Origin of the sequence: Microbacterium sp. SSM24, from assembly GCF_025989145.1 — a bacterium.
Taxonomy (GTDB): domain Bacteria; phylum Actinomycetota; class Actinomycetes; order Actinomycetales; family Microbacteriaceae; genus Microbacterium.
Map to the genome: position 1 here is coordinate 1,829,688 of NZ_JAPDNQ010000001.1, position 18,415 is coordinate 1,848,102.

Consider the following 18,415-nt stretch of genomic DNA (forward strand, 5'->3'; position numbering starts at 1 on the left):
CCCGGCGGTGAATCTCCTCCCACGGGTGGACGCGGGGAGACCGGGTGCGCTCATAGCGTGAGCACATGATCGTTGCAGAACAGCTCACCAAGCGCTTCGGGGACAAGACCGCCGTGTCTCAGGTCTCCTTCACCGTGCAGCCGGGGAAGGTCACGGGATTCCTCGGACCGAACGGCGCCGGAAAGTCCACGACGATGCGGATGATCGTCGGACTCGACCGGCCGTCCGCGGGCACCGTCACCGTGAACGGAAAGCGGTACGCCGACCTGCGCGCCCCGCTCGCCGAGGTCGGCGTCCTCCTGGACGCGAAGGCCGTGCACACCGGCCGATCGGCCCGCAACCACCTGCGGGCGATGGCGGCGACCCACGGGATCGGTCGCGCGCGGGTCGACGAGGTCATCGAGCTGACCGGACTGGGCACCGTCGCGGGAAAGCGCGCCGGCAAGTTCTCGCTGGGCATGGGCCAGCGGCTGGGCATCGCCGCGGCGCTCCTCGGCGACCCGCACACCGTCATCCTCGACGAGCCGGTCAACGGCCTCGACCCCGAGGGCGTGCGGTGGGTGCGCCAGTTCGTGCGCTACCTCGCCTCCGAGGGGCGCACCGTGCTGCTCTCGAGCCACCTCATGAGCGAGATGGCCCTCACCGCCGACCACGTGATCGTGCTGGGCCGCGGCGAGGTGCTCGCGGACGCCGAGCTGTCCGAGCTCGTGCGGGCGTGGACGAGCAACACCGTCCAGGTCCGCTCCCCGCGTCTGAGCGAGCTCGTGGCCGCCGTCGCCGGACCCGACGTCACCGTCACGACCACCGAACCGGGTCTCGCCGACATCGCCGGCGTGACGGCCGCGTCGATCGGCGACCTCGCGGCCTCGCTCGGCATTCCCGTCCACGAACTCACCTCGCGCACCGGCTCGCTGGAAGACGCCTATCTCGCGCTCACCGGCGACGCCGTCGAGTACAAGTCCAAGGAGATCTCATGACCACCCTCACCACCGAGCCCGCGCTGCGTTCGGATGCGGCATCCGCTCCCGCCCACCGTCTGACCTTCCCGCGCGTCCTGCGCAGCGAGTGGATCAAGATCACGACCCTTCGCTCGACGTGGTGGTCGCTCGCCGTGGCTGCCGTGCTGTCGGTCGGCATCTCGATGATGATCGCCGGTGCCTCGCAGAGCTTCGGAGGCGGATTCCCGGCTGTGAGCGCGATCCTCTCGCCGATGCAGTTCACGATGCTGGTCGCCGGCATCCTCGGGGCGATCGTCATCACCGGCGAGTACTCCACCGGCATGATCCGGTCGACGCTCACGGCCGAGCCGCGTCGCGGCGTCATCGTCGTCGCGAAGGCCGTGGTGGTGTCGGCGATCATGGCGGTCACGACGGTGCTCATCTACGCCGTCGCGATCGCGGCGACCGCCCCGATCCTCGCGGACGGCATCGACTGGTCGGAGCCCACGCAGTCCCTCGTCCCGCTCGCGTACGGCGTGCTCTCGATGGTCTCGTTCACCCTCATCGGTCTCGGGTTCGGGTTCATGATCCGCAACGGCGCCGGCGCGATCGCCGCGACCGTCGGCGTGCTGTTCGTGCTCCCGATCGTGTTCAGCCTGTTCACGATGGCGGGGGAGGGCTGGCGCTGGATCGTCGACCTGTCGGAGTACCTGCCGATGAACGCCGCCTCGATGCTGGCCGCTCCCGGCAACGAGGATGTGCTGCCGTCGCTCCTCGCGCTCCTCGGCTGGACGGTCGTTCCACTGCTCCTGGGCTGGGTCGTCCTGCGCACGCGCGATGCGTGACGCGTAGAGTCGACCGGATGTCGCGAGCAGACAGCACGCCCGTCGTCGGCACCGATCCCGGTGCGGACGACGGGCTGCTGCTGCCGAGGCCTCCCGGGGTCCTGCGCCGGTTCTGGTCGCGGCATCCGCGCCTCGCCGACGTGCTCATCGCCGGCGCCGCACTCCTCCTCTCGCTGCCGAGCGCACTCTTCCGCTCCGGGTTCCCGACGCAGCCCACCGCGGCGGAGACCGCGCTGGCGAGCGTGCTCGTGATCGCTGCGTGCGTGGCGCTGGTGTTCCGCCGCCGGTGGCCTCTGCTCGTGTTCGCCCTGTGCGTGCTCCCTTCGGTCGTGCTCGCCCCGAGCCTCGTCCCGGCGACGCAGATCCTGCCCGCCTTCGCGCTCTACGCCGTCGCGGTCTACCGCTCCGCCCGCGCCGCGTGGTCCTGCTTCGGCATCGCGTGCGCGGCGCTCACGCTGGCCACCGCGATCGCGGCGATCCGGGTGCCGTCGGAGCTGTCGCTGGTCGCCACCACCCTCGTGTCGGGCGTCGTCGTCATGCTCATCGGCGGACTCCTCGGAACCAACGTCGGCAACCGTCGCCGCTACCTGGAGGCCCTCATCGACCGGTCCCGCCAGTTGCTCGTCGAGCGCGACCAGCAGGCGCAGCTGGCCGCCGCGGCCGAGCGCACCCGCATCGCGCGCGAGATGCACGACATCGTGTCGCACAACCTCACCGTCGTGGTCGCGCTCGCCGAGGGGGCCACGGCGACCGCCGACCCGGAGCGCGCACGCACGGCCACCGAGCAGATCGCGGCCACCGCGCGCGGCGCCCTCACCGAGATGCGAGCGATGCTCGGTGTGCTCCGTGAGCCCGAGGCGACGCCCGGCGCGCTTCTTCCGCTCGAGTCGGCGAGCTTTGCGGATGCCGTCGAAGCGGCACAGCGGGCCGGGTTCCCCGTCGTGCTGCACACCGAGGGCAGCCTCGACGGCCTGCCCGCCGACATCCGCCTCGCCACCTTCCGCGTCGTGCAGGAGTCGCTCACCAACGCGATGCGGCACGCGCCACGCGCCACGCTGATCGACGTGCAGGTCGTCGTCGACGAGGCGGCCGTCGACGTCGTCGTCGTCAACAACGGCGTCCCGTCGGTCCTCGCCGCGATCTCGCCCGGGGTGCGCGGAGGGTACGGGATCCCCGGGCTCCGCGAGCGCGCGGCGCACGTGGGCGGCAGCTTCACCGCCGGCCCCGGCGACGACGGTCGCTGGCTCGTCCGCGCCCGGATCCCCCTGCCGACCGCACCACGTGAGGAGCGCCGTGAGTGACAGCATCCGAGTCCTCCTGGTCGACGACCAGGAGCTGATCCGCGTCGGGTTCCGCCTCGTGCTCGAGGCCGAGGACGACATCGAGGTGGTCGGCGAGGCCGCCGATGGCGACGAGGCCGTGCGAGCCGTCGCATCCTGGGGGCCGGACGTGGTGCTCATGGACATCCGGATGCCGCGCACCGACGGGATCGCAGCGACGCGTGCGATCGTCGCCGCCCACCCGGCCACCCGCGTGCTCGTGCTCACCACCTTCGACCTCGACGAGTACGCGTTCGGGGCGCTCGACGCCGGCGCGAGCGGGTTCCTCCTGAAGGATGCGCAGCGCGCCGAGCTGACCGCGGCGATCCGCGCCGTCCACCGCGGCGATGCGGTGCTCGCACCGGCGGTGACCCGCCGCGTGATCGAGCGGGCGCGCCACGGTGGCGCCCCCTCGCCGATCGTCGAGTCGGAGCGCGACCGGCTGGCGGAGCTGACCGACCGGGAGCGGGACGTGTTCCTCGCCATCGCGGCCGGACTGACCAATGCCGAGATCGCTCAGCGCCTGTTCCTGAGCGAGTCGACCGTGAAGACGCACGTCGGGCGCGTGCTGGCGAAGACGGGAGCGCGCGACCGTGTGCAGGCCGTGATCCTGGCCCACCGCCTCGGGGTGGTGCCGCCGGGCTCATGAACGGTGTGCGCGGCCGGCCCGCTCTCGGAGAGGAGGGATGCCGTCGCGCGGGTCACAGCGGGTAGCACTTCCTCCTGGCCCGGTGCCCCTCTGCGCAGCCAGGTCAAAGGTGGTGTGCGCGGCGGGATACGTCGAGGCATACGTCGGATGCCGCTTCCGCTTCCCGGCAACCGCTGGTCGGTGCCGGTCCGGGCGGGGGAGCGGACGGTGCGCCGCAGCGACGGCTGAGCATCCGATCGAGCTCGCGTTCTCCCGCGTGCTCGGAACGGCGTCATTTTCGAGCGCTTCTCGTGTCTTGAGGTAGGACGTCCGGCACCCGCCGGTGTGTTCCCCTGCCTCGAGACGGAGACGCGCGTGACAGACCTCGCAGCCATCGAACGATATGCGATCGCCCTTCCGCTGCGGATCGCAGCGGAGATCCTGACGACGAATCCGACCGCGCTCCGGCGGCGGCTGTCCCGGGGAACGCTCGGCGGCGTGAAGCTCGGGGACCAGTGGTTCCTGCGGCAGACGGACATCAGCGCGTTCGCCGAGGCGCGCAGGCGCGAGGCCGGGGGCCAGGCCCCGGACTTCCTCCGCCGGTGGACGCCCGTCGACACCCGCGCTCTTCCCGCCGTGCTGGATCTGGCCGAGGTCGAGCTCCTCCTGGCGGAGCGGCGCATCCTGCTCTACCGCCTGCTGATGGACGGATCCCTGAAGGGGGTTCGCGGGCGAGAGGGGTGGATGGTTCCGCGCGACGCCCTCCTCACGGCGTTGGCGCTCCCTCCGGCGCAGCCTCCGGCCGAGGTCGCGCACGAGCACGTGCTCGTCCGCTGAACGGTCATCCGGTCGCGGCGGCGCCGACCTGGATGCGGCGGGCGTTCACGGCGGTCAGCACCAGCATGATCGCGATGACCGCGACGGATGCCGCGACCACCCCCTCCGCGTGCACCGCCGCCGACAGCGGCACCAGGAGCCACGGCAGGATCACACCCGCCGGCCCCCACAGTGCGATGTCGCGCCACGGCGCTCCGTAGCGCAGCGACACTCCCGTGCTGGACGCGAAGAACAGCGACACCCCCGCCGCCATGCAGACGGTCGCGCCCGCAGCCAGTTCGTGCCCGGCATCCGCCACGGCCGTTCCCACGCCCGCGGCGAAGAGGGTGATTCCGGCGACGAGCAGGAACGGCAGGTACATGACGACATCGCGCAGTCCTGAGATGCTGCCGCGCGCCTGCAGGCGACGGGCTCCGCGCGACACGGCGTCGGGCGCGTAGCCGAAGAACGTCCACGCCAGCATCGCCACGGCGACGAAGCCGAGCCCGGCGGTGACACCGGGCAGCGCGGTCCAGTGCGCGTCGAGCTCGGCGATGATCGACAGGATCGATTCGCCGAAGACGATCACGATGAGGAGGAAGACCCGCTCGATGATGTGCTCGACGTCGAGGTTCGCGCGCAACCAGGCCGACTGCGCGCCGACGGTCACGAGGAGCACGACCTCGATGGCGATGGCGACCACCCACAGCAGGTACTGCGCCGGCGCGGGAACCCAGATCGAGATCACCCACAGGCCCGCGGGCACGATCGAGTAGAGCAGCGGGCGCCACCACGGCGTGCCCGTCATCCGGCGCTTCATGATCCACGGCACCGCCCACACGAGGCGGATGATCGCGTTCCCGATGGCGAACGCGGCGGCGCGCTCTCCGAAGGCCTCGGGGACGGATGCCGCCATCAGCCCGATCGCGAGCATGGCCACGGTCACCGAGACCCAGATCATCGGCGTCACACGCGCGCCGAACAGGTTCATCGTGAGACTGGCGTTGACCCAGGCCCACCACGCTGCGGCGAGCAGCGCGAAGAACGCGCCGGCCTGCAGCCAGCCCGGGTCGCCGTGCATCGTGTGGGCGATCTGCCCGATGTACGCGACCATCACGAGATCGAAGAACAGCTCGAGCCAGTGCACCCGTCTGCCCGTCTCCGTGGCAGCAACCGTCGTACTCACCGGGTCAGCATAGGCCAGGGCCCGGTCTCGATTCGAGGGGGATCGTGGCGCGTCGCGCGGGGTCGAGAGGGCGGCCCGAGAATCGCATCGACCCGCGTAAGGAAACGCGCACCACGGAGTCTTGAACTGTGGAATCCGGCCTTTCGAGCCGTGCCCGCAGGCCGCTTCCCCCGTGACCCGAGGAGTACCCGTGACCATTCGCAAGTCTGCGCATCCGCGGGTGGATGCCGCGATCCCCGGCAGTGGCGGGCGCGGCATCCGGACCGAATCCACCGCGCTCCGCCGTGATCTGCGCGCGGCGCGTCGAGTGGACCGGCTGCGGGTGCTGGCACCGGCGTTCGCCGCAGCGGTCCTGGTCGCGGGGGTGCTCGCCGCGCTGGCCTGGTACGTCCTCCCCCTTCTCGCGTCGTGAGCGCCGAGACCTCCGGCGAGGCCACCGGTCCGATCGACCTCCGCGAGTTCCTCCGCGCCGCGCACGGCGGGTCCGCACCGGCGCGGACCGCGCCGGTGTGGCCCGAGGGTCAGCGCACGCACGCACCCCGCTGGGCCCGTGTGTGCGCTGCGCTGATCGCCGGCGCGATCCTGCTGAACGCCGTGCCCTCCCCGTCCGCGTCGTCGGTCGAACCCGCCCGCGACGACCCCGCCGTCGCCGGCGTCGTCGTCGCCCCCGCGGGCAGTCCCCTCCATCCGCTTCCGGCGGGGACGCCGGTCAGCACCACCCGCTGGGAGGTGACGCTGGGGGAGGTCGAGTGGTCGGCGGACCAGCTGGTCGCGCAGGCCACCTACATCCCGCTGTCGCCGCCGGAGGGGTGGCACTGGGCGCTGCTGCGCATGCAGGTGCGCAATCTGACCGCGAGCACCGCCGACGCGGGCCTCATCAGCGCCGCCATCGTGAGCCGAGGGTACGAGATCTCGGATCGCCGGGCGGGCGATCACCAGCCGGCGCAGACCATTCCCGGAGCCCTCGACCGCATCGCGATCGCCGGCGGCGAGCTGCGCGCCGGGAACCTGGGGTTCCTTCTCCCGGCCGGTGCGGGCGAGGACTGCCTCATACGACTCACCATCGCCGACCGCCCGGGAGACGACGGTCGCCCGTTCTGGTTCGCCTGCGGGTGAGCGCCCGCTCGCTCGTGGGTGCGGTCGGTCAGTACAGCGGAGACCAGTCGGCGCCGGCCGTCTCGGTCGCGCTCGGGTGTGCAGGCCCGGCATCCTCGTCGAACCGATTCACGGAGACGATGCGCACATTGACCGCATCGAGCACGTCGAGCAGCCCGAGAAGCGCGGTCTGATCGGGAATGTCGGCCACGAGCCGGGTGTGCCCGTCGACGGCCGTCATCTCCGCGAAGTACGCCATGAGCGCACTCGACAGCGCAGGACCGAATCGACCGCGCACCACGATCACCGTCCTGCCGGGTTCGGAGGCGGACTGTCCTGTCACTTCGGCGGACCCCCTGGGTGTCGAGATGCCTCACGGCGCAGTGATGCGCCGGCTGGGGCATCCTCATCACTTCAGACTCACGGCGACGCCGATCATGACGTCGCGGTGAGCGGCGGCGCCGTACGGCCGGATGGTCGCCGCGAATTCGTCGCACCCGCGTCATGAACCGGCCTCGTCATCGTCTTCATATCCGTGGACCTTCAGCACTCGACCCGACGACGCCTTCGCTCGCCGTTCGTCACCGTGGGCGCGGCGGCGCGACTCGCCGGGGTGTCGCCCACCGTTCTCGCGTCGCGGCTGGAGTCGCACTCGCTCCCCGGCTACCAGCTCGGGCGGCGCTGGTTCATCCCCGAGGCGGAACTGCGACGGGCGATGACCTCACGGGTGTCCGCGCCGCTCGCCGACGGCCCCGCCGCCGCCGTGCACGAGCTCACCGGCCATCTCCCGCGAGTGCTCGACGCCGACACGCTCGCGGCCTTCTTCGGGATCCGGCGCGTACTCCTGGGCGACGTGCTCGGCATCCCCCGTCTGGCGTTCGTCACGCGATCGGAACGCGTGACGACCGTCGGCGTCCTCGGTTCGACGCTGCTCGCCGGCCGGAACGACAGCCGCTACTTCCCGGAGCACACCCGCTCTGCAGCGTTGCGCGTCGCCTGATCGGGCGGCTCTCAGCAGATGTGCAGGATGAGATTCCTCGCGAGCCCATCATGATTCGCGTTCCGGGGAGTCCTGTTCTAGTGCGAGCAGGAATTCCGACGCTCCATATCGACGTACAGCAACACCCGCACCACCGACCTGGAGCGATCCGGGCAAGCGAGAAAGAGAACGCGTGAATACTCCGAAGAAATGGCGTGGCTCCCGCGCCGCGGCGGCGGTCCTGGCGGCCGGCATCGCCGCATTGACCCTTGCGGCGCCCGCCCACGCGGCCGGCAACCTCGTCGATCCGAACGCCGAGGGCTCGCTGACGATCCACAAGTACGAGGCCCCCGAGACGCCCACCGGACTGCCCAACGACGGCACGGAGCAGTCGGTCTCGCTCGACCCGCTCGAGGGAGTGGGCTTCACCGTCTACAAGGTCGACCCGATCGACCTGACGACCAACGCCGGGTGGGTCGATGCCTCCGAGCTCGCCGACCTCGCCCCCGACAGCATCGCCGACATCGCCGCGGCCGGGTACACCGCGACGGCGGTGGGCGGTCAGCAGCTGACCGACGCGAACGGCGAGATCACCCTCTCGAGCCTCGACCTCGGGCTGTACTTCGTGCTCGAGACCGCTCCGCTCCCCGGCTCCACGGCGGTTGCGCCGTTCCTCGTCACCGTGCCGCTGACCGATCCCGGCACGAACGACGCATGGCTCTACGACGTCCACGTGTACCCGAAGAACGCGCTCACCGCCGCGACCAAGACGGTCGATGACGCAGGCAGCGTCAAGCTCGGCGATGAGATCGAGTTCACGATCACGACCGACATCCCCAACGTCCAGGTCATCGACGGCTACAAGATCGTGGACGATCTGGACCCGAAGCTCGACTACGTGAGCGCAGAGCTCGCTCTCAGCGACGGCACCCCGCTGGTCGCCGGCACCCACTACACGGTGACCCCTGCGGCTGCCACGGCGGGCGGACCGCTCGTCGAGGTGATCTTCACCGCCGCCGGTCGCGACCTCCTCGAGGCCCACACCGACCTGCAGGTCGTCATGAATCTCACCGCCACGGCCAACGCGGTCGGCGAGATCGCCAACACGGCGCTCCTCTACCCGAACGACGCGTCGTTCGCCGTTCAGCCGGGTGAGCCCGGCGGTCCGATCGTCACCCCGCCCGTGGTCACCAAGTGGGGAGGCATCACCGTCGAGAAGGTCGACGAGGCCGGTACGGCCCTCGCCGGAGCCGTCTTCTCGGTGTACCGGACCGAGGCCGACGCAGCCGCGGGAACCGACCCGATCGTCCTCGGCGGCGCGACGGAGTTCACCGTCGCGGCCGACGGCACCGTGACGATCTCGGGTCTGCGCTACTCCGACTGGGCCGACGGCGTCGCCGTCGCCGAGGGCGACGACGGGTACCAGACCTACTGGCTCGCCGAGATCGTCGCCCCCGAGGGCTTCGAGCTGCTGGCCGCTCCCATCGAGTTCACGGTCGACGCGGCGACCACCGCGGTCGGCATCGACCTCGAGGTGGTGAACGTCCCGTCCAACGGCGGGTTCGAGCTGCCCCTGACGGGTGGCGCGGGCACCACGCTGTTCTGGCTCGGCGGCGGGATGCTGCTCGCCGGAGCAGTGTTCCTCGCGGTGTACGCGCGTCGCAAGGCGAAGACCGACGCGTAGCACCGGAAAGACCGGTCGTGCGGGGGAGGTGTGGCGAGCTCCTTCCCCCGCACGGCCCATCCGCGGCGAGCTGTCCGCTCCTCGCCCCTCGGTCCGAACCCGAACTGGACTTCCATGACACTGCTCGAGACACCCGTTCCGGCGGCCGCGCCCGCGCGACCGACCTCGCCATCTGCGCGCGACGCCCGCTGGGGCTGGGCGCAGAGCATGGTCATGCTCATCGCCGTGATCGGCGTCGGCATCCTGGTCTATCCGATGGCGGCGTCCTGGTCTGCCGCCCTCAAGCACGACACCGACGTCGACGGCTACACGCGCACCATCGACAGCATCCCGTCCGAGGAGCTCGATGAACGCGTCGCCGAGGCGCGCGAGTACAACGCGAGCCTTCCGTCCGATCTGCTTCGCGATCCGTACGCGCTCGGCGCCGACGGCCAGCAGACGGCCGTGGGCGAGGGCAGTGACGCCTACTTCGCTCAGCTCACGGTGCCGGGCACCGACGCGATGGGGCGCGTGCGCATCCCCGCGATCGATCTCGACCTCCCCATCTTCCACGGCACCGACGAGGCGACTCTCGCGCGAGGCGTCGGACACCTCTACGGCTCGGCGCTTCCCGTCGGCGGCGTCGGCACCCACTCCGTCCTGGCCGGGCACAACGGGTACGTTCAGGCGACCCTGTTCGATGACATCGACGAGCTCCAGGAGGGCGACTCCATCGTCGTCAGCACGATGGGAGAGGACCTCTACTACGAGGTCGATCAGACGCAGATCGTGCTCCCCGACCAGAGCGACGCGCTCCGTCCGGAGCCGGGCCATGACTACCTCACCCTGGTCACCTGCACCCCGACCGGCGTCAACACGCACCGGCTGCTGGTCCGCGCGGAGCGCGTCGCGGCGCCGACCGGCGAGCAGACCCGCTCCGTGATCGCCGACGATGCAGACGCGGCGGGGTTCCCCTGGTGGGCGATCATCCTCGTCGGCGTTCCGACCGTCGCCTTCTTCGCAGTCACGCCGCGGCGGCGCCGAGCCGTGCCGAGCCAGTCATGACGGTCGTCGCCGAGGTGCGGCCTGCGACGGATGCCACGGCGGACGCGACCGGCGGCAGGGGGGCGCCGGCGGTGGCCGAGCACGTGCCGGCGGCACCGGCGCCTCGTCGCAGGCGATTCGTCCTGCTGATCCTCAGTCTCGTCTTCGTCGCCGTCGGACTCGTGCTGTTCTGCGCTTCGCTCCTTGCGCCTCAGCTGGTGGACAAGGTCACGGGCGAGGCGAAGGTGGCGATCCAGACGCAGGTGCAAGAGGTCGTCACACCCGGCGCGCTTCCCGAGATCCGCCTCGGCGGGGAGGGTGGAGTGCGCGATCTCGATCGGTGCGACGGCACGTTCACCGAGATGATCGGCTATCGGGTCGATGAGGTGCTGCCGCTCTACGCGGCGCACAACTTCTGCGGCGGAGACGTCATCCTCGGCTGGGAACTCGGCCAGCGGGTGCGCGTGGTCGGCACAGACACCGTCTACGAGGTGGTGGAGGAGCGCCAGACGCCCAAGTGGTCGCACGTGGAGAAACTGCGGGGAATGGCCGGCGAGTTCATGTTGCAGACCTGCTTCTACGGCGAGAACAGGATGCGATTCCTCGCCCTGGCGCCGGTGGCCGAGGAGCCCTCGGCGGGCGGGTGACCCCATGCCGTGGGGCGCCGCGATCGCGGCATCCGTTCCGGCGTCCGCACCGATTGCCGCGTGGTTCGTCATGATCGTGCGTCCTTCTGCGTCTTGAAAGTGTGCCCGGTCCATAGGCCGCGGCCGGGCAACCCTTTCAGGAGCCAGCTGTGACAATCACGAATCGATCCGAGCGAGACCGCGAGGAGTCCGACGAGAGCTCCGACGAGCAGCTGGTCGACGCCGCCCGTGCGGGAGACACCGCGGCGTACGCGACGCTGTGGGAGCGGCACGAGGGGGCGGCGCGGCGCGCGGCACGCGCGATCACCTCCGCCTTCGACCCCGACGACGTGGTCAGTGAGGCGTTCGCATCCGTCCTGAGCGCCATTCAGCGCGGCGGCGGACCCACCGACGCCTTTCGCCCGTACCTGTTCGCGACCATCCGCAACGTGGCGGCGATGTGGGGACGCAAAGGTCGCCCGCTCGCGCTCGATACGCTTCCCGACCACGTCCTGGCCGACGGCGCCGGTGATCCCTTCGAGTCGATGTCGGAGCGCTCGACGATCGCCCACGTCTTCAAGTCCCTTCCCGCCAGGCACCGCACGCTGCTGTGGTACCTCGAGGTCGAGGGCATGAAGCCGCGCGAGATCGCCCCGCTGATGGGCCTGACTCCGAACGCCGTGTCCGCGCTGTCCTATCGGGCGCGGGAGGGGTTCCGGCAGGCCTGGTTGGAGTCGCACATCGCGGAGCCCGGTCGGCCCGAGGAATGCCGGTGGTTCTGCGAGCGCGTGGTCGTCCAGGGAAAGCGCACCCTGGCCCGGTCCGACATCGCGCGGTTCAACGCCCATCTGCGCACATGCCGCGGCTGCCAGATCGTCGCCGCCGACATCGAGAACGTGTCTCGGCGACTCCGCGCCATCGTTCTCCCCCTCATCCTCGGGGGCACCGCCGCGACCGCGTACCTCGCAGACGCGGGCAGCGTGCCCGCCTCGGCGGCGTCGTGGACGATGACCGACCCGGGCGGCGATTCCGGCATCCCCGTCGTGACCCACAGGGCGAACGAGGGAACCACGATTCTCGGCGGCACGACGGCGCCGGTGGTCGAGACGGGGAAGCACGTCGGCGCCGGCGTCGCCGTTGCCGCGACGCTGACGACCGCGGCCGTCGTCGCCGCGGGCGCCCTTCTCATCACCGTCACCTCCGCGTTCTCGGTCATTCCACCGGTCGAGGCGTCCATGCCGTCCAGCGCCGCTCAGGCCGCGGCGGCGCCGTCCGCGACGCCGACCGCTCCCTCGGCGACCGCTCCCTCGACGACCGACGGAACCCCCACCACGACGTCGCCGGGTGGGCGGCGGACGGAGGAGCCCATCGCGCCTTCCGTCGCCGACGCCGTGCATGAGCCTTCGCCGCCCGCGAGTGCACCGGCACCCGGACCGAGGCCGACGCCGAAGCCGACGCCGACCACGACGCCGCCCGCCGAGCCGCCTTTCCGGTTCACCCAGAGCATCGTCTCGGGCGCGACGGTGCCGGATGTCGTGAAGGGTTCGGGCATTCCCGGAGCGTGGGTGAGCATCCGCGATGAGGACGACGTCGTGCTCTTCGAGACGACCATCGCCGAGGACGGAACCTTCGTCGCCGATGTGTCGGGAACTCTGCTGCACCAGGGGATGAGCATTCACGCGTTCCAGACCGTGGCGGCGACCGGTCGCGTCCAGGCCGCTCTGGTGATGGGGCCTTTGACCTTCGCCGAGCCCGTGCTGTCGCCGGGAGCGCACGCGGCGGAGTTCGAGTACGAGAGCGTCTACGACGACTCCGAAGAAAGGTGGTCGTGCGGCAGGATCCCCATCACCGTGACGGGTGAACCGGGCGCATGGGTGGAGATCGTCGTCGACGACCACGACATCCAGATCGTCCAGCTCGAGGACGGTGTTCACGAGGGGTTCGTCTCTGCGGCTCACCGACCCGACCATCGCGTGTCGCTTCGCTACGTGGACCCGATCACGGGGCGTTCCGGACTCTCGGTCGATCACGAGATCGTTCTTTCCGACAGCGGCTCGTTCGGTGAGTCCGCCCCCGAGGCCCCCGCGCCGCCGACCGGGCTGCCGCCGGCCGGGCTGTCGTCGACCGAGCAGCCTCCGAGCCAGCAGCAGTCGGCCGGTCAGGAGTCGGCCGGTCTGGAGCCGGCCGCGCAGGAGGCGACCGGTCCGGAGCCGGCCGCGCCGCCCGCCGCGCAGCCCACCGAGCCGCCGCCCGCCGCGCAGCCTGCCGAGCAGCCCGCGGTCGACGCAGACGTCGACACCGCCCCTAGCACTCCCACGGCGGCGCCCTAGGCCCCTCACGCCCTTCGCCGCACAACACCGCTGAGGCTTCGACGGCCGCGTACGTCACGTTCGGCCCTGCTGGCGCATCTGAGAGAGATCAGTGATGCGCCGCGGTGCACGCGCGCGGGCCAGCGAGTCGACTCATGCCGCCACGCGACGCCGGATGCATCCGGTAGGGAGGCCGGTCATGACGAGTGGAATCCGCCGTTGCGAACGCGGCCACGATTTCTCGTGGCCCCCGCGTCATATTCCTGCAGTCGCGTCGTCCTGCATTACGAGGTCGTTTCCCATGACGACCTGCCGGCAATCGCCGGCAGTACTCCGGGGGGAGTACTGATGCCGTCCCACCGGCATCACGAGGGGCGGGCTCTGGGGTGCCCGCCCCTCACGCGTACCCCGGCCGTTCGGCGCTTCGGCACACGACGGCGCGGGGCGCCGGACGAAGAGGGGCTGGTCGGTGCGGTGGGAGACAGCACCGACCAGCCGGAATCGTGGCGTGGGAGATCACGCTCATCGATTCGAGGACCGTTCGCCGCGCATGGGGAGTGCGGCGAAGCGCCTCACAGGTACAGACATCGTGAGCCGTCGAATATGACGGCGCGCGCAGGTTTCACCTGTCCGAGCGGTGAGATTCCCGGCGACCCCGTGCGCGATCGGATGCCGCTTTCCTCCCAGCTTGGCGTCACGCGTCATACCCGGCGCCTTTGTGGAGTCCTTCGAATGTGCCCGTGTGCTGTTCGACGGGTCAAGGGGGACGTTTATTGACTGAATTCGTTAGCGACGACCGTGGTGCAAGGGCGGGAGATCTCGAAAGAACGGATGCTGAGCTCATTGAGGCGACGCGTGGGGGGGATCGCGACGCGTTCGCCTCGTTGTGGCGTCGCCACCTCGACGGCGCTCTCAAAGTGGCGCGGTCGGTCACGCGCCGGTTCGACCCCGACGACCTCGCGTCGGAGGCATTTGCGAGGGTCTATCGTGCGCTCCGGGCCGGCAACGGTCCCGATGAGTCGCTCATGCCCTACTTGGCGGCGACGATCCGCAACACCGCGGCGACCTGGGGCTCCCGGACGAAGGAGATCGCGGTCGAGGATCCGACGGCGTACCAGGACAGCGAAGAGGCGGTCCAGTCAGCTGCGGAACGCGATTCCCTGGTGACGACCGCGTTCCTCGCGCTTCCCGAGCGATGGCGCGAGGCGCTGTGGTACTCCGAGGTCGAGGGGTACACGGCGGCGGAGATCGGGGACGCCCTCGATCTCTCCGCGAATGCCGCGGCCGCGCTCACCTATCGGGCGCGTGAGGGACTGCGGACCGCGTGGGTGCAGGCTCACCTCGACGTCGACGCCATCCACCCGGAATGCCGGTTCGTCGGAAGGAACCTCGGCGCCTACGCGCGTGGTGCGGTGACCGCGCCCGTGCGCAAACGGATCGAGCGACACCTGCGACAGCGCCACGACTGCACCGAACTCGCGCGCGAGGCGGCCGATGTCGCCCGCCGGCTGGAGATGACCCCCCTCATGGGGAGCATTGTCGCGGGCACCTTCCGGGAAGTCTGAAAGATTCCTCTATCGCGTCATGATCGCGCTGATCGGCGGTCTCTTATGTATCGCCCTAACGGGAGCGCGCGTTCTCGCGCGTAACAGAGCGAGAATCTGCCATCCTCGCGTCACGATGGGCGAGTTTCGTCGTCCTTTATCTATGAAGCGTCATGCGAGGTGGCGCTCCCCGCGGCAGCGTTTCGGGTGTGCTGCCGCAGAGCGCGCCGGGTGACGGTCACCCCCAGGACCTCCCCGGCGCGCTCACTCCTCGTACCCCGTCCTGCGGCTCGGAGCGATTCTCGCGAGCGGGAAGGGCGGGGAGGCGGTGCAACCCCAGGCCGCCGCCTCCCCGCGACCGAGCGTGAATCCCACATTCGCGCTCGGCTCGGGAGAGCCCATGAGGCGCCGGACTGCGGAATCCGGCGCACCTCCCATAGGCAGGACTCCGCGCCGCCTCGAACATGACGCGCGGCCGGCGTATCGGTGCGATCAGTGGGAGGCGTTCTCGGTGAAGGCCGCGTAGACGCCGTAGACCGCGAGGCCCGCCACGTGCCATTCGTCGGGACCTTCGGGCCCGAGTGATACGACACGCGGCCGGTCGACACCGGCGGGATCGATGCGGCGGTGATCGCTCATGCCGTCGATGACGGCCATGACGGCCACCGCGAGGTCCTTCTCGGTGAGACCCTGAACCATGCGGATCCCGAGTGCGTCGTTGAGCCGTCCGTAGACCGCGGCCATCCGCTCGATGTAGCGCTCCTCGAGCTCTCCGAGAAGCGCCCGGATCCCGTCGCCTCCGGGCACGGCGTCACCGCTCGTCAGCGCGGCCGACAGCGTGCGATAGGTCCGCCAGGTCAGCGACTCCTCGACGGCCACGATGTTGTGTGCGGCCGTGTGGCGGATGACCGTGCGCAGCGCGGCCTGGCGTGCGGCCTCGCGCGCGTCGTCGGTGTCGGCGGTGGAGCCGGAGATCGCGTGCTCCAGGAGTGCGAGCGTCTCGCCGTCGAAGCCGGCCTCGAAGCCGGGATCCGCGTCGAACAGAGCACGCACGAGATCGGCGATGAAGGCGCCGCGATCCGGCCAGATGCGGAACACCGTCGATCGGGGAACGCCCGCTGCGCGGATGAGGTCTTCGAGTTCGAGATTGGCGTAGTCGAGGTGGAGTCCCTCGGCCGTGACGCGGTCGATCGCGGTCGCGAGCATGAGCGCGCGTGTCTCGCCTGCGGGTCTCCGCATGCGCGGTTCGAGGTTGGACACGGTCTGATTATCGCTTGCTCAGGACCTCGCCGGGCGCACACCGCAGGTCGATCGCGGTGCCGGGTCCCCACAACCCGGCACCGGCACGGTCCGTGCGGCTGCGCATTCCTCGTCGGACCGCCGTGCCCTCACCCCCCGGCGAGCACTCTGACACTCTAGAGACTGCAAGTCTCATGTTTCAAATCTCAGTTGCGGATACTGACATCCACGCGCGACGGAACCCCCGGCGCGCGCGCGAACCGAGCAGAATGGGCCTCCACGGCTGCGACGGGCAGCGGCATCCGGAGGGGGCGACGCGTGGCTGACATCGATGGAACGTGGGCGGTGGAGGTCGCGACGCTCGCGGGATCCCGACGGTTCGACCTCACGCTGACGACGGAGGGCACGACACTCACCGGAACGGCGGTGGGCTCGACGGGGCCGGTGCCGATCCGCAGCGGCACCGCCGTCGGCGATACGGCGGAGTTCGTCCTCGAGCTCGCCGCCCCGCTGCCGATGTCGCTCGTCTTCGAGCTCCGCGTCATCGGCGACCGGGTCACCGGCACCGCGCAGTCCGGACCGTTCCCGCCCTCGAGCGTGCTGGGCACGCGCACCGGCTGAGTCCCGGCCAGTATCGTCGAGCCGTGCGATCTCCAGATCCCGGCCTCGTCGTGGCGGACGTCCGCCGATCCCCGGAGGCGCAGCATGACTGATTCCGATCCGCGCGACCCGCGAGGCCTTGCCCCCGACGCTCCGCTGTTCGCCGCCTGGCTCCGGTACACCGCGGATTCGCGTGCCGGCAGAATGCGACCCTTCAGCATCCCCGGACACAAGCATCGCCACGATCTCGTGGGCGACCTGGTGCAGGGTGACGTGCCGATGCTGGCCGGACTCGACACGATGAAGGAGAGCCTCGGTCTGCTGGCCGCCGCGGAGTCGCGTGCGGCCGAGGCGTGGGGAACGGACTGGGCGCGCCTCTCGGTCGGCGGCTCGACCCACGCCAACCAGGCGTCGGTGCTCGCGCTCGGCCGGCCGGGGCAGTCGGTCGTCGTCTCGCGCACGCTGCACCGCTCGGTGCTGCTGGGCATCGTGCTCGCCGGGCTCCGGCCGATCTGGGTCAATCCCGAGATCGACCCCGTGACCGGTCTTCCGGGTGCTCTCCCCGCAAGGGATGTCGCGACCGCCCTGGGCGAGAACCCGGACGCGTGCGGTGTGCTGGTCGGCGATCCGTCGTACGTCGGCACGCTGTCCGATATCGAGGCGCTCGCCGCCGCGGCGCATGACGCCGGCGTGCCGCTCGTGGTGGATGCCGCGTGGGCGGCCTACTTCGGATTCTCGTCCCGCGTCCCGGCGAACGCGCTCGCCCGAGGGGCCGATGCCCTGATCACCAGCGCCCACAAGTCGCTGCCCGCGTGGAGCCAGGCCGCTCTGCTCCTTGCGCGCACCACGCGCTCGGGCGGGCTGCTCGACCCCGATCGCCTCGAGCGGGGGTTCGACGCATCCGCCACCACCAGCGCCGCCGGCGCGATCCTCGCCAGCGCCGACGCGTCGCGAGCGCTGCTGCAGCGCGACGGCGAGGAGCTCGTGGGGCGGCTGGTCGACCTCGTGGCCCGTGCGCGGACGGCGCTGTCGGCGATCGACGGCGTCGAGGTGCTCTCGGACCGTCCCGGAGACGGACTGGCCGTCGATCCGGCGAAGCTCGTCGTGCTGCTCGCCGGAACCGGCGCGCACGGCCATGCCATCGAGGACGATCTCCTCACGCACGGCATCACGGTCGAGATGGCCGACCGCGACGTGCTGGTGCCGCTGATCACGCTCGCCGACGATGAGGCCGGCGTCGATGCCCTCGTCGAGACGCTGACCGACGTGATCGCGCGTCACCGGGGCCGGCCGCGCTCCATCCGCCCGTCGGCCGCGTGGAGCGTGCGGGCCGAGACCGTCGTCGATCCGCGGGAGGCCTTCTTCGCGCCGCACGAGACGGTGGCGGTGGATGCTGCGACCGGCCGCGTCTGCGCCGAGCTCATCGCCCCCTACCCGCCCGGTGTGCCCGTGCTCGCACCGGGCGAGGCGATCTCCGCCGAGGCGCTCGCGGCGCTGCACGAGACCCGCGCCGACGGCGGGCGCATCGCCTACGCCGCCGATCCCTCCCTCGCGACGATCCAGGTCGTCGCCTAGAGGTCCACA

18 protein-coding genes are annotated in these 18,415 nt (G+C 70.8%); 15 read left to right on the forward strand and 3 right to left on the reverse strand.

Annotated features, from left to right (window positions below):
• Positions 1 to 65 precede the first annotated feature (65 nt).
• From OL358_RS08415 to OL358_RS08435, 5 genes are all read left to right on the forward strand, one after another.
• Complete coding sequence (locus OL358_RS08415) at positions 66 to 977, forward strand: ABC transporter ATP-binding protein (protein ID WP_264709527.1); 912 nt, start codon at positions 66 to 68, stop codon at positions 975 to 977.
• Positions 974 to 1,783, forward strand: a complete 810-nt coding sequence (locus OL358_RS08420) for an ABC transporter permease subunit (RefSeq protein ID WP_264709528.1) — start codon at positions 974 to 976, stop codon at positions 1,781 to 1,783. The genes OL358_RS08415 and OL358_RS08420 overlap by 4 nt, the downstream gene beginning before the upstream one ends.
• 17 nt (positions 1,784 to 1,800) lie before the next feature.
• Positions 1,801 to 3,084 (forward strand): sensor histidine kinase, encoded by a 1,284-nt coding sequence (locus OL358_RS08425; protein ID WP_264709529.1) that lies wholly within the window; start codon positions 1,801 to 1,803, stop codon positions 3,082 to 3,084.
• On the forward strand, positions 3,077 to 3,751 hold the full coding sequence (locus tag OL358_RS08430) for a response regulator (RefSeq protein ID WP_264709530.1): 675 nt from the start codon (positions 3,077 to 3,079) through the stop codon (positions 3,749 to 3,751). The genes OL358_RS08425 and OL358_RS08430 overlap by 8 nt, the downstream gene beginning before the upstream one ends.
• Positions 3,752 to 4,105: 354 nt before the next feature.
• A complete protein-coding gene (locus tag OL358_RS08435; RefSeq protein ID WP_264709531.1) occupies positions 4,106 to 4,567 on the forward strand; it encodes a helix-turn-helix domain-containing protein in 462 nt (153 codons plus the stop codon).
• Between the two features lie 4 nt (positions 4,568 to 4,571).
• On the opposite strand, the gene OL358_RS08440 is transcribed toward OL358_RS08435, so the two are convergent.
• Complete coding sequence (locus OL358_RS08440) at positions 4,572 to 5,732, reverse strand: low temperature requirement protein A (protein ID WP_264709532.1); 1,161 nt, start codon at positions 5,730 to 5,732, stop codon at positions 4,572 to 4,574.
• 190 nt (positions 5,733 to 5,922) lie between these two features.
• On the opposite strand from OL358_RS08440, the gene OL358_RS08445 reads away from it, so the two are divergent.
• Positions 5,923 to 6,144 (forward strand): hypothetical protein, encoded by a 222-nt coding sequence (locus OL358_RS08445; RefSeq protein WP_264709533.1) that lies wholly within the window; start codon positions 5,923 to 5,925, stop codon positions 6,142 to 6,144.
• A complete protein-coding gene (locus OL358_RS08450; protein WP_264709534.1) occupies positions 6,141 to 6,848 on the forward strand; it encodes a hypothetical protein in 708 nt (235 codons plus the stop codon). Before OL358_RS08445 ends, OL358_RS08450 begins: the two co-directional genes overlap by 4 nt.
• A gap of 28 nt (positions 6,849 to 6,876) precedes the next feature.
• Here the strand turns inward: OL358_RS08450 and OL358_RS08455 are convergent, their stop codons facing one another.
• A complete protein-coding gene (locus tag OL358_RS08455) occupies positions 6,877 to 7,170 on the reverse strand; it encodes a hypothetical protein (protein WP_264709535.1) in 294 nt (97 codons plus the stop codon).
• A gap of 192 nt (positions 7,171 to 7,362) precedes the next feature.
• Between OL358_RS08455 and OL358_RS08460 the strand changes: the two genes are divergently transcribed.
• The 6 genes from OL358_RS08460 (at position 7,363) to OL358_RS08485 (ending at position 15,013) form a co-directional block, all read left to right on the forward strand.
• Positions 7,363 to 7,827 carry a helix-turn-helix domain-containing protein gene (locus OL358_RS08460; protein WP_264709536.1) on the forward strand — a complete coding sequence of 155 codons (465 nt, stop codon included), beginning with the start codon at positions 7,363 to 7,365 and terminating at the stop codon, positions 7,825 to 7,827.
• Between the two features lie 172 nt (positions 7,828 to 7,999).
• Entirely contained in the window at positions 8,000 to 9,490 is a 1,491-nt protein-coding gene (locus OL358_RS08465; RefSeq protein ID WP_264709537.1) for a SpaH/EbpB family LPXTG-anchored major pilin, read from the forward strand.
• 114 nt (positions 9,491 to 9,604) lie between these two features.
• Positions 9,605 to 10,534, forward strand: coding sequence for a class C sortase (locus tag OL358_RS08470; protein WP_264709538.1), 930 nt, complete (start codon positions 9,605 to 9,607; stop codon positions 10,532 to 10,534).
• Complete coding sequence (locus tag OL358_RS08475) at positions 10,531 to 11,160, forward strand: hypothetical protein (RefSeq protein ID WP_264709539.1); 630 nt, start codon at positions 10,531 to 10,533, stop codon at positions 11,158 to 11,160. Before OL358_RS08470 ends, OL358_RS08475 begins: the two co-directional genes overlap by 4 nt.
• Positions 11,161 to 11,309: 149 nt before the next feature.
• The gene (locus OL358_RS08480; protein WP_264709540.1) at positions 11,310 to 13,469 is read left to right on the forward strand and encodes an RNA polymerase sigma factor; all 2,160 of its coding nucleotides are present in this window, start codon (positions 11,310 to 11,312) and stop codon (positions 13,467 to 13,469) included.
• Between the two features lie 719 nt (positions 13,470 to 14,188).
• A complete protein-coding gene (locus OL358_RS08485) occupies positions 14,189 to 15,013 on the forward strand; it encodes an RNA polymerase sigma factor (RefSeq protein WP_264709541.1) in 825 nt (274 codons plus the stop codon).
• 471 nt (positions 15,014 to 15,484) lie between these two features.
• Here the strand turns inward: OL358_RS08485 and OL358_RS08490 are convergent, their stop codons facing one another.
• A complete protein-coding gene (locus tag OL358_RS08490) occupies positions 15,485 to 16,252 on the reverse strand; it encodes a hypothetical protein (protein WP_264709542.1) in 768 nt (255 codons plus the stop codon).
• Between the two features lie 297 nt (positions 16,253 to 16,549).
• On the opposite strand from OL358_RS08490, the gene OL358_RS08495 reads away from it, so the two are divergent.
• On the forward strand, positions 16,550 to 16,852 hold the full coding sequence (locus OL358_RS08495; RefSeq protein ID WP_264709544.1) for a hypothetical protein: 303 nt from the start codon (positions 16,550 to 16,552) through the stop codon (positions 16,850 to 16,852).
• A gap of 84 nt (positions 16,853 to 16,936) precedes the next feature.
• Entirely contained in the window at positions 16,937 to 18,406 is a 1,470-nt protein-coding gene (locus tag OL358_RS08500) for an aminotransferase class I/II-fold pyridoxal phosphate-dependent enzyme (protein ID WP_264709545.1), read from the forward strand.
• The last annotated feature ends 9 nt before the right edge of the window (positions 18,407 to 18,415 follow it).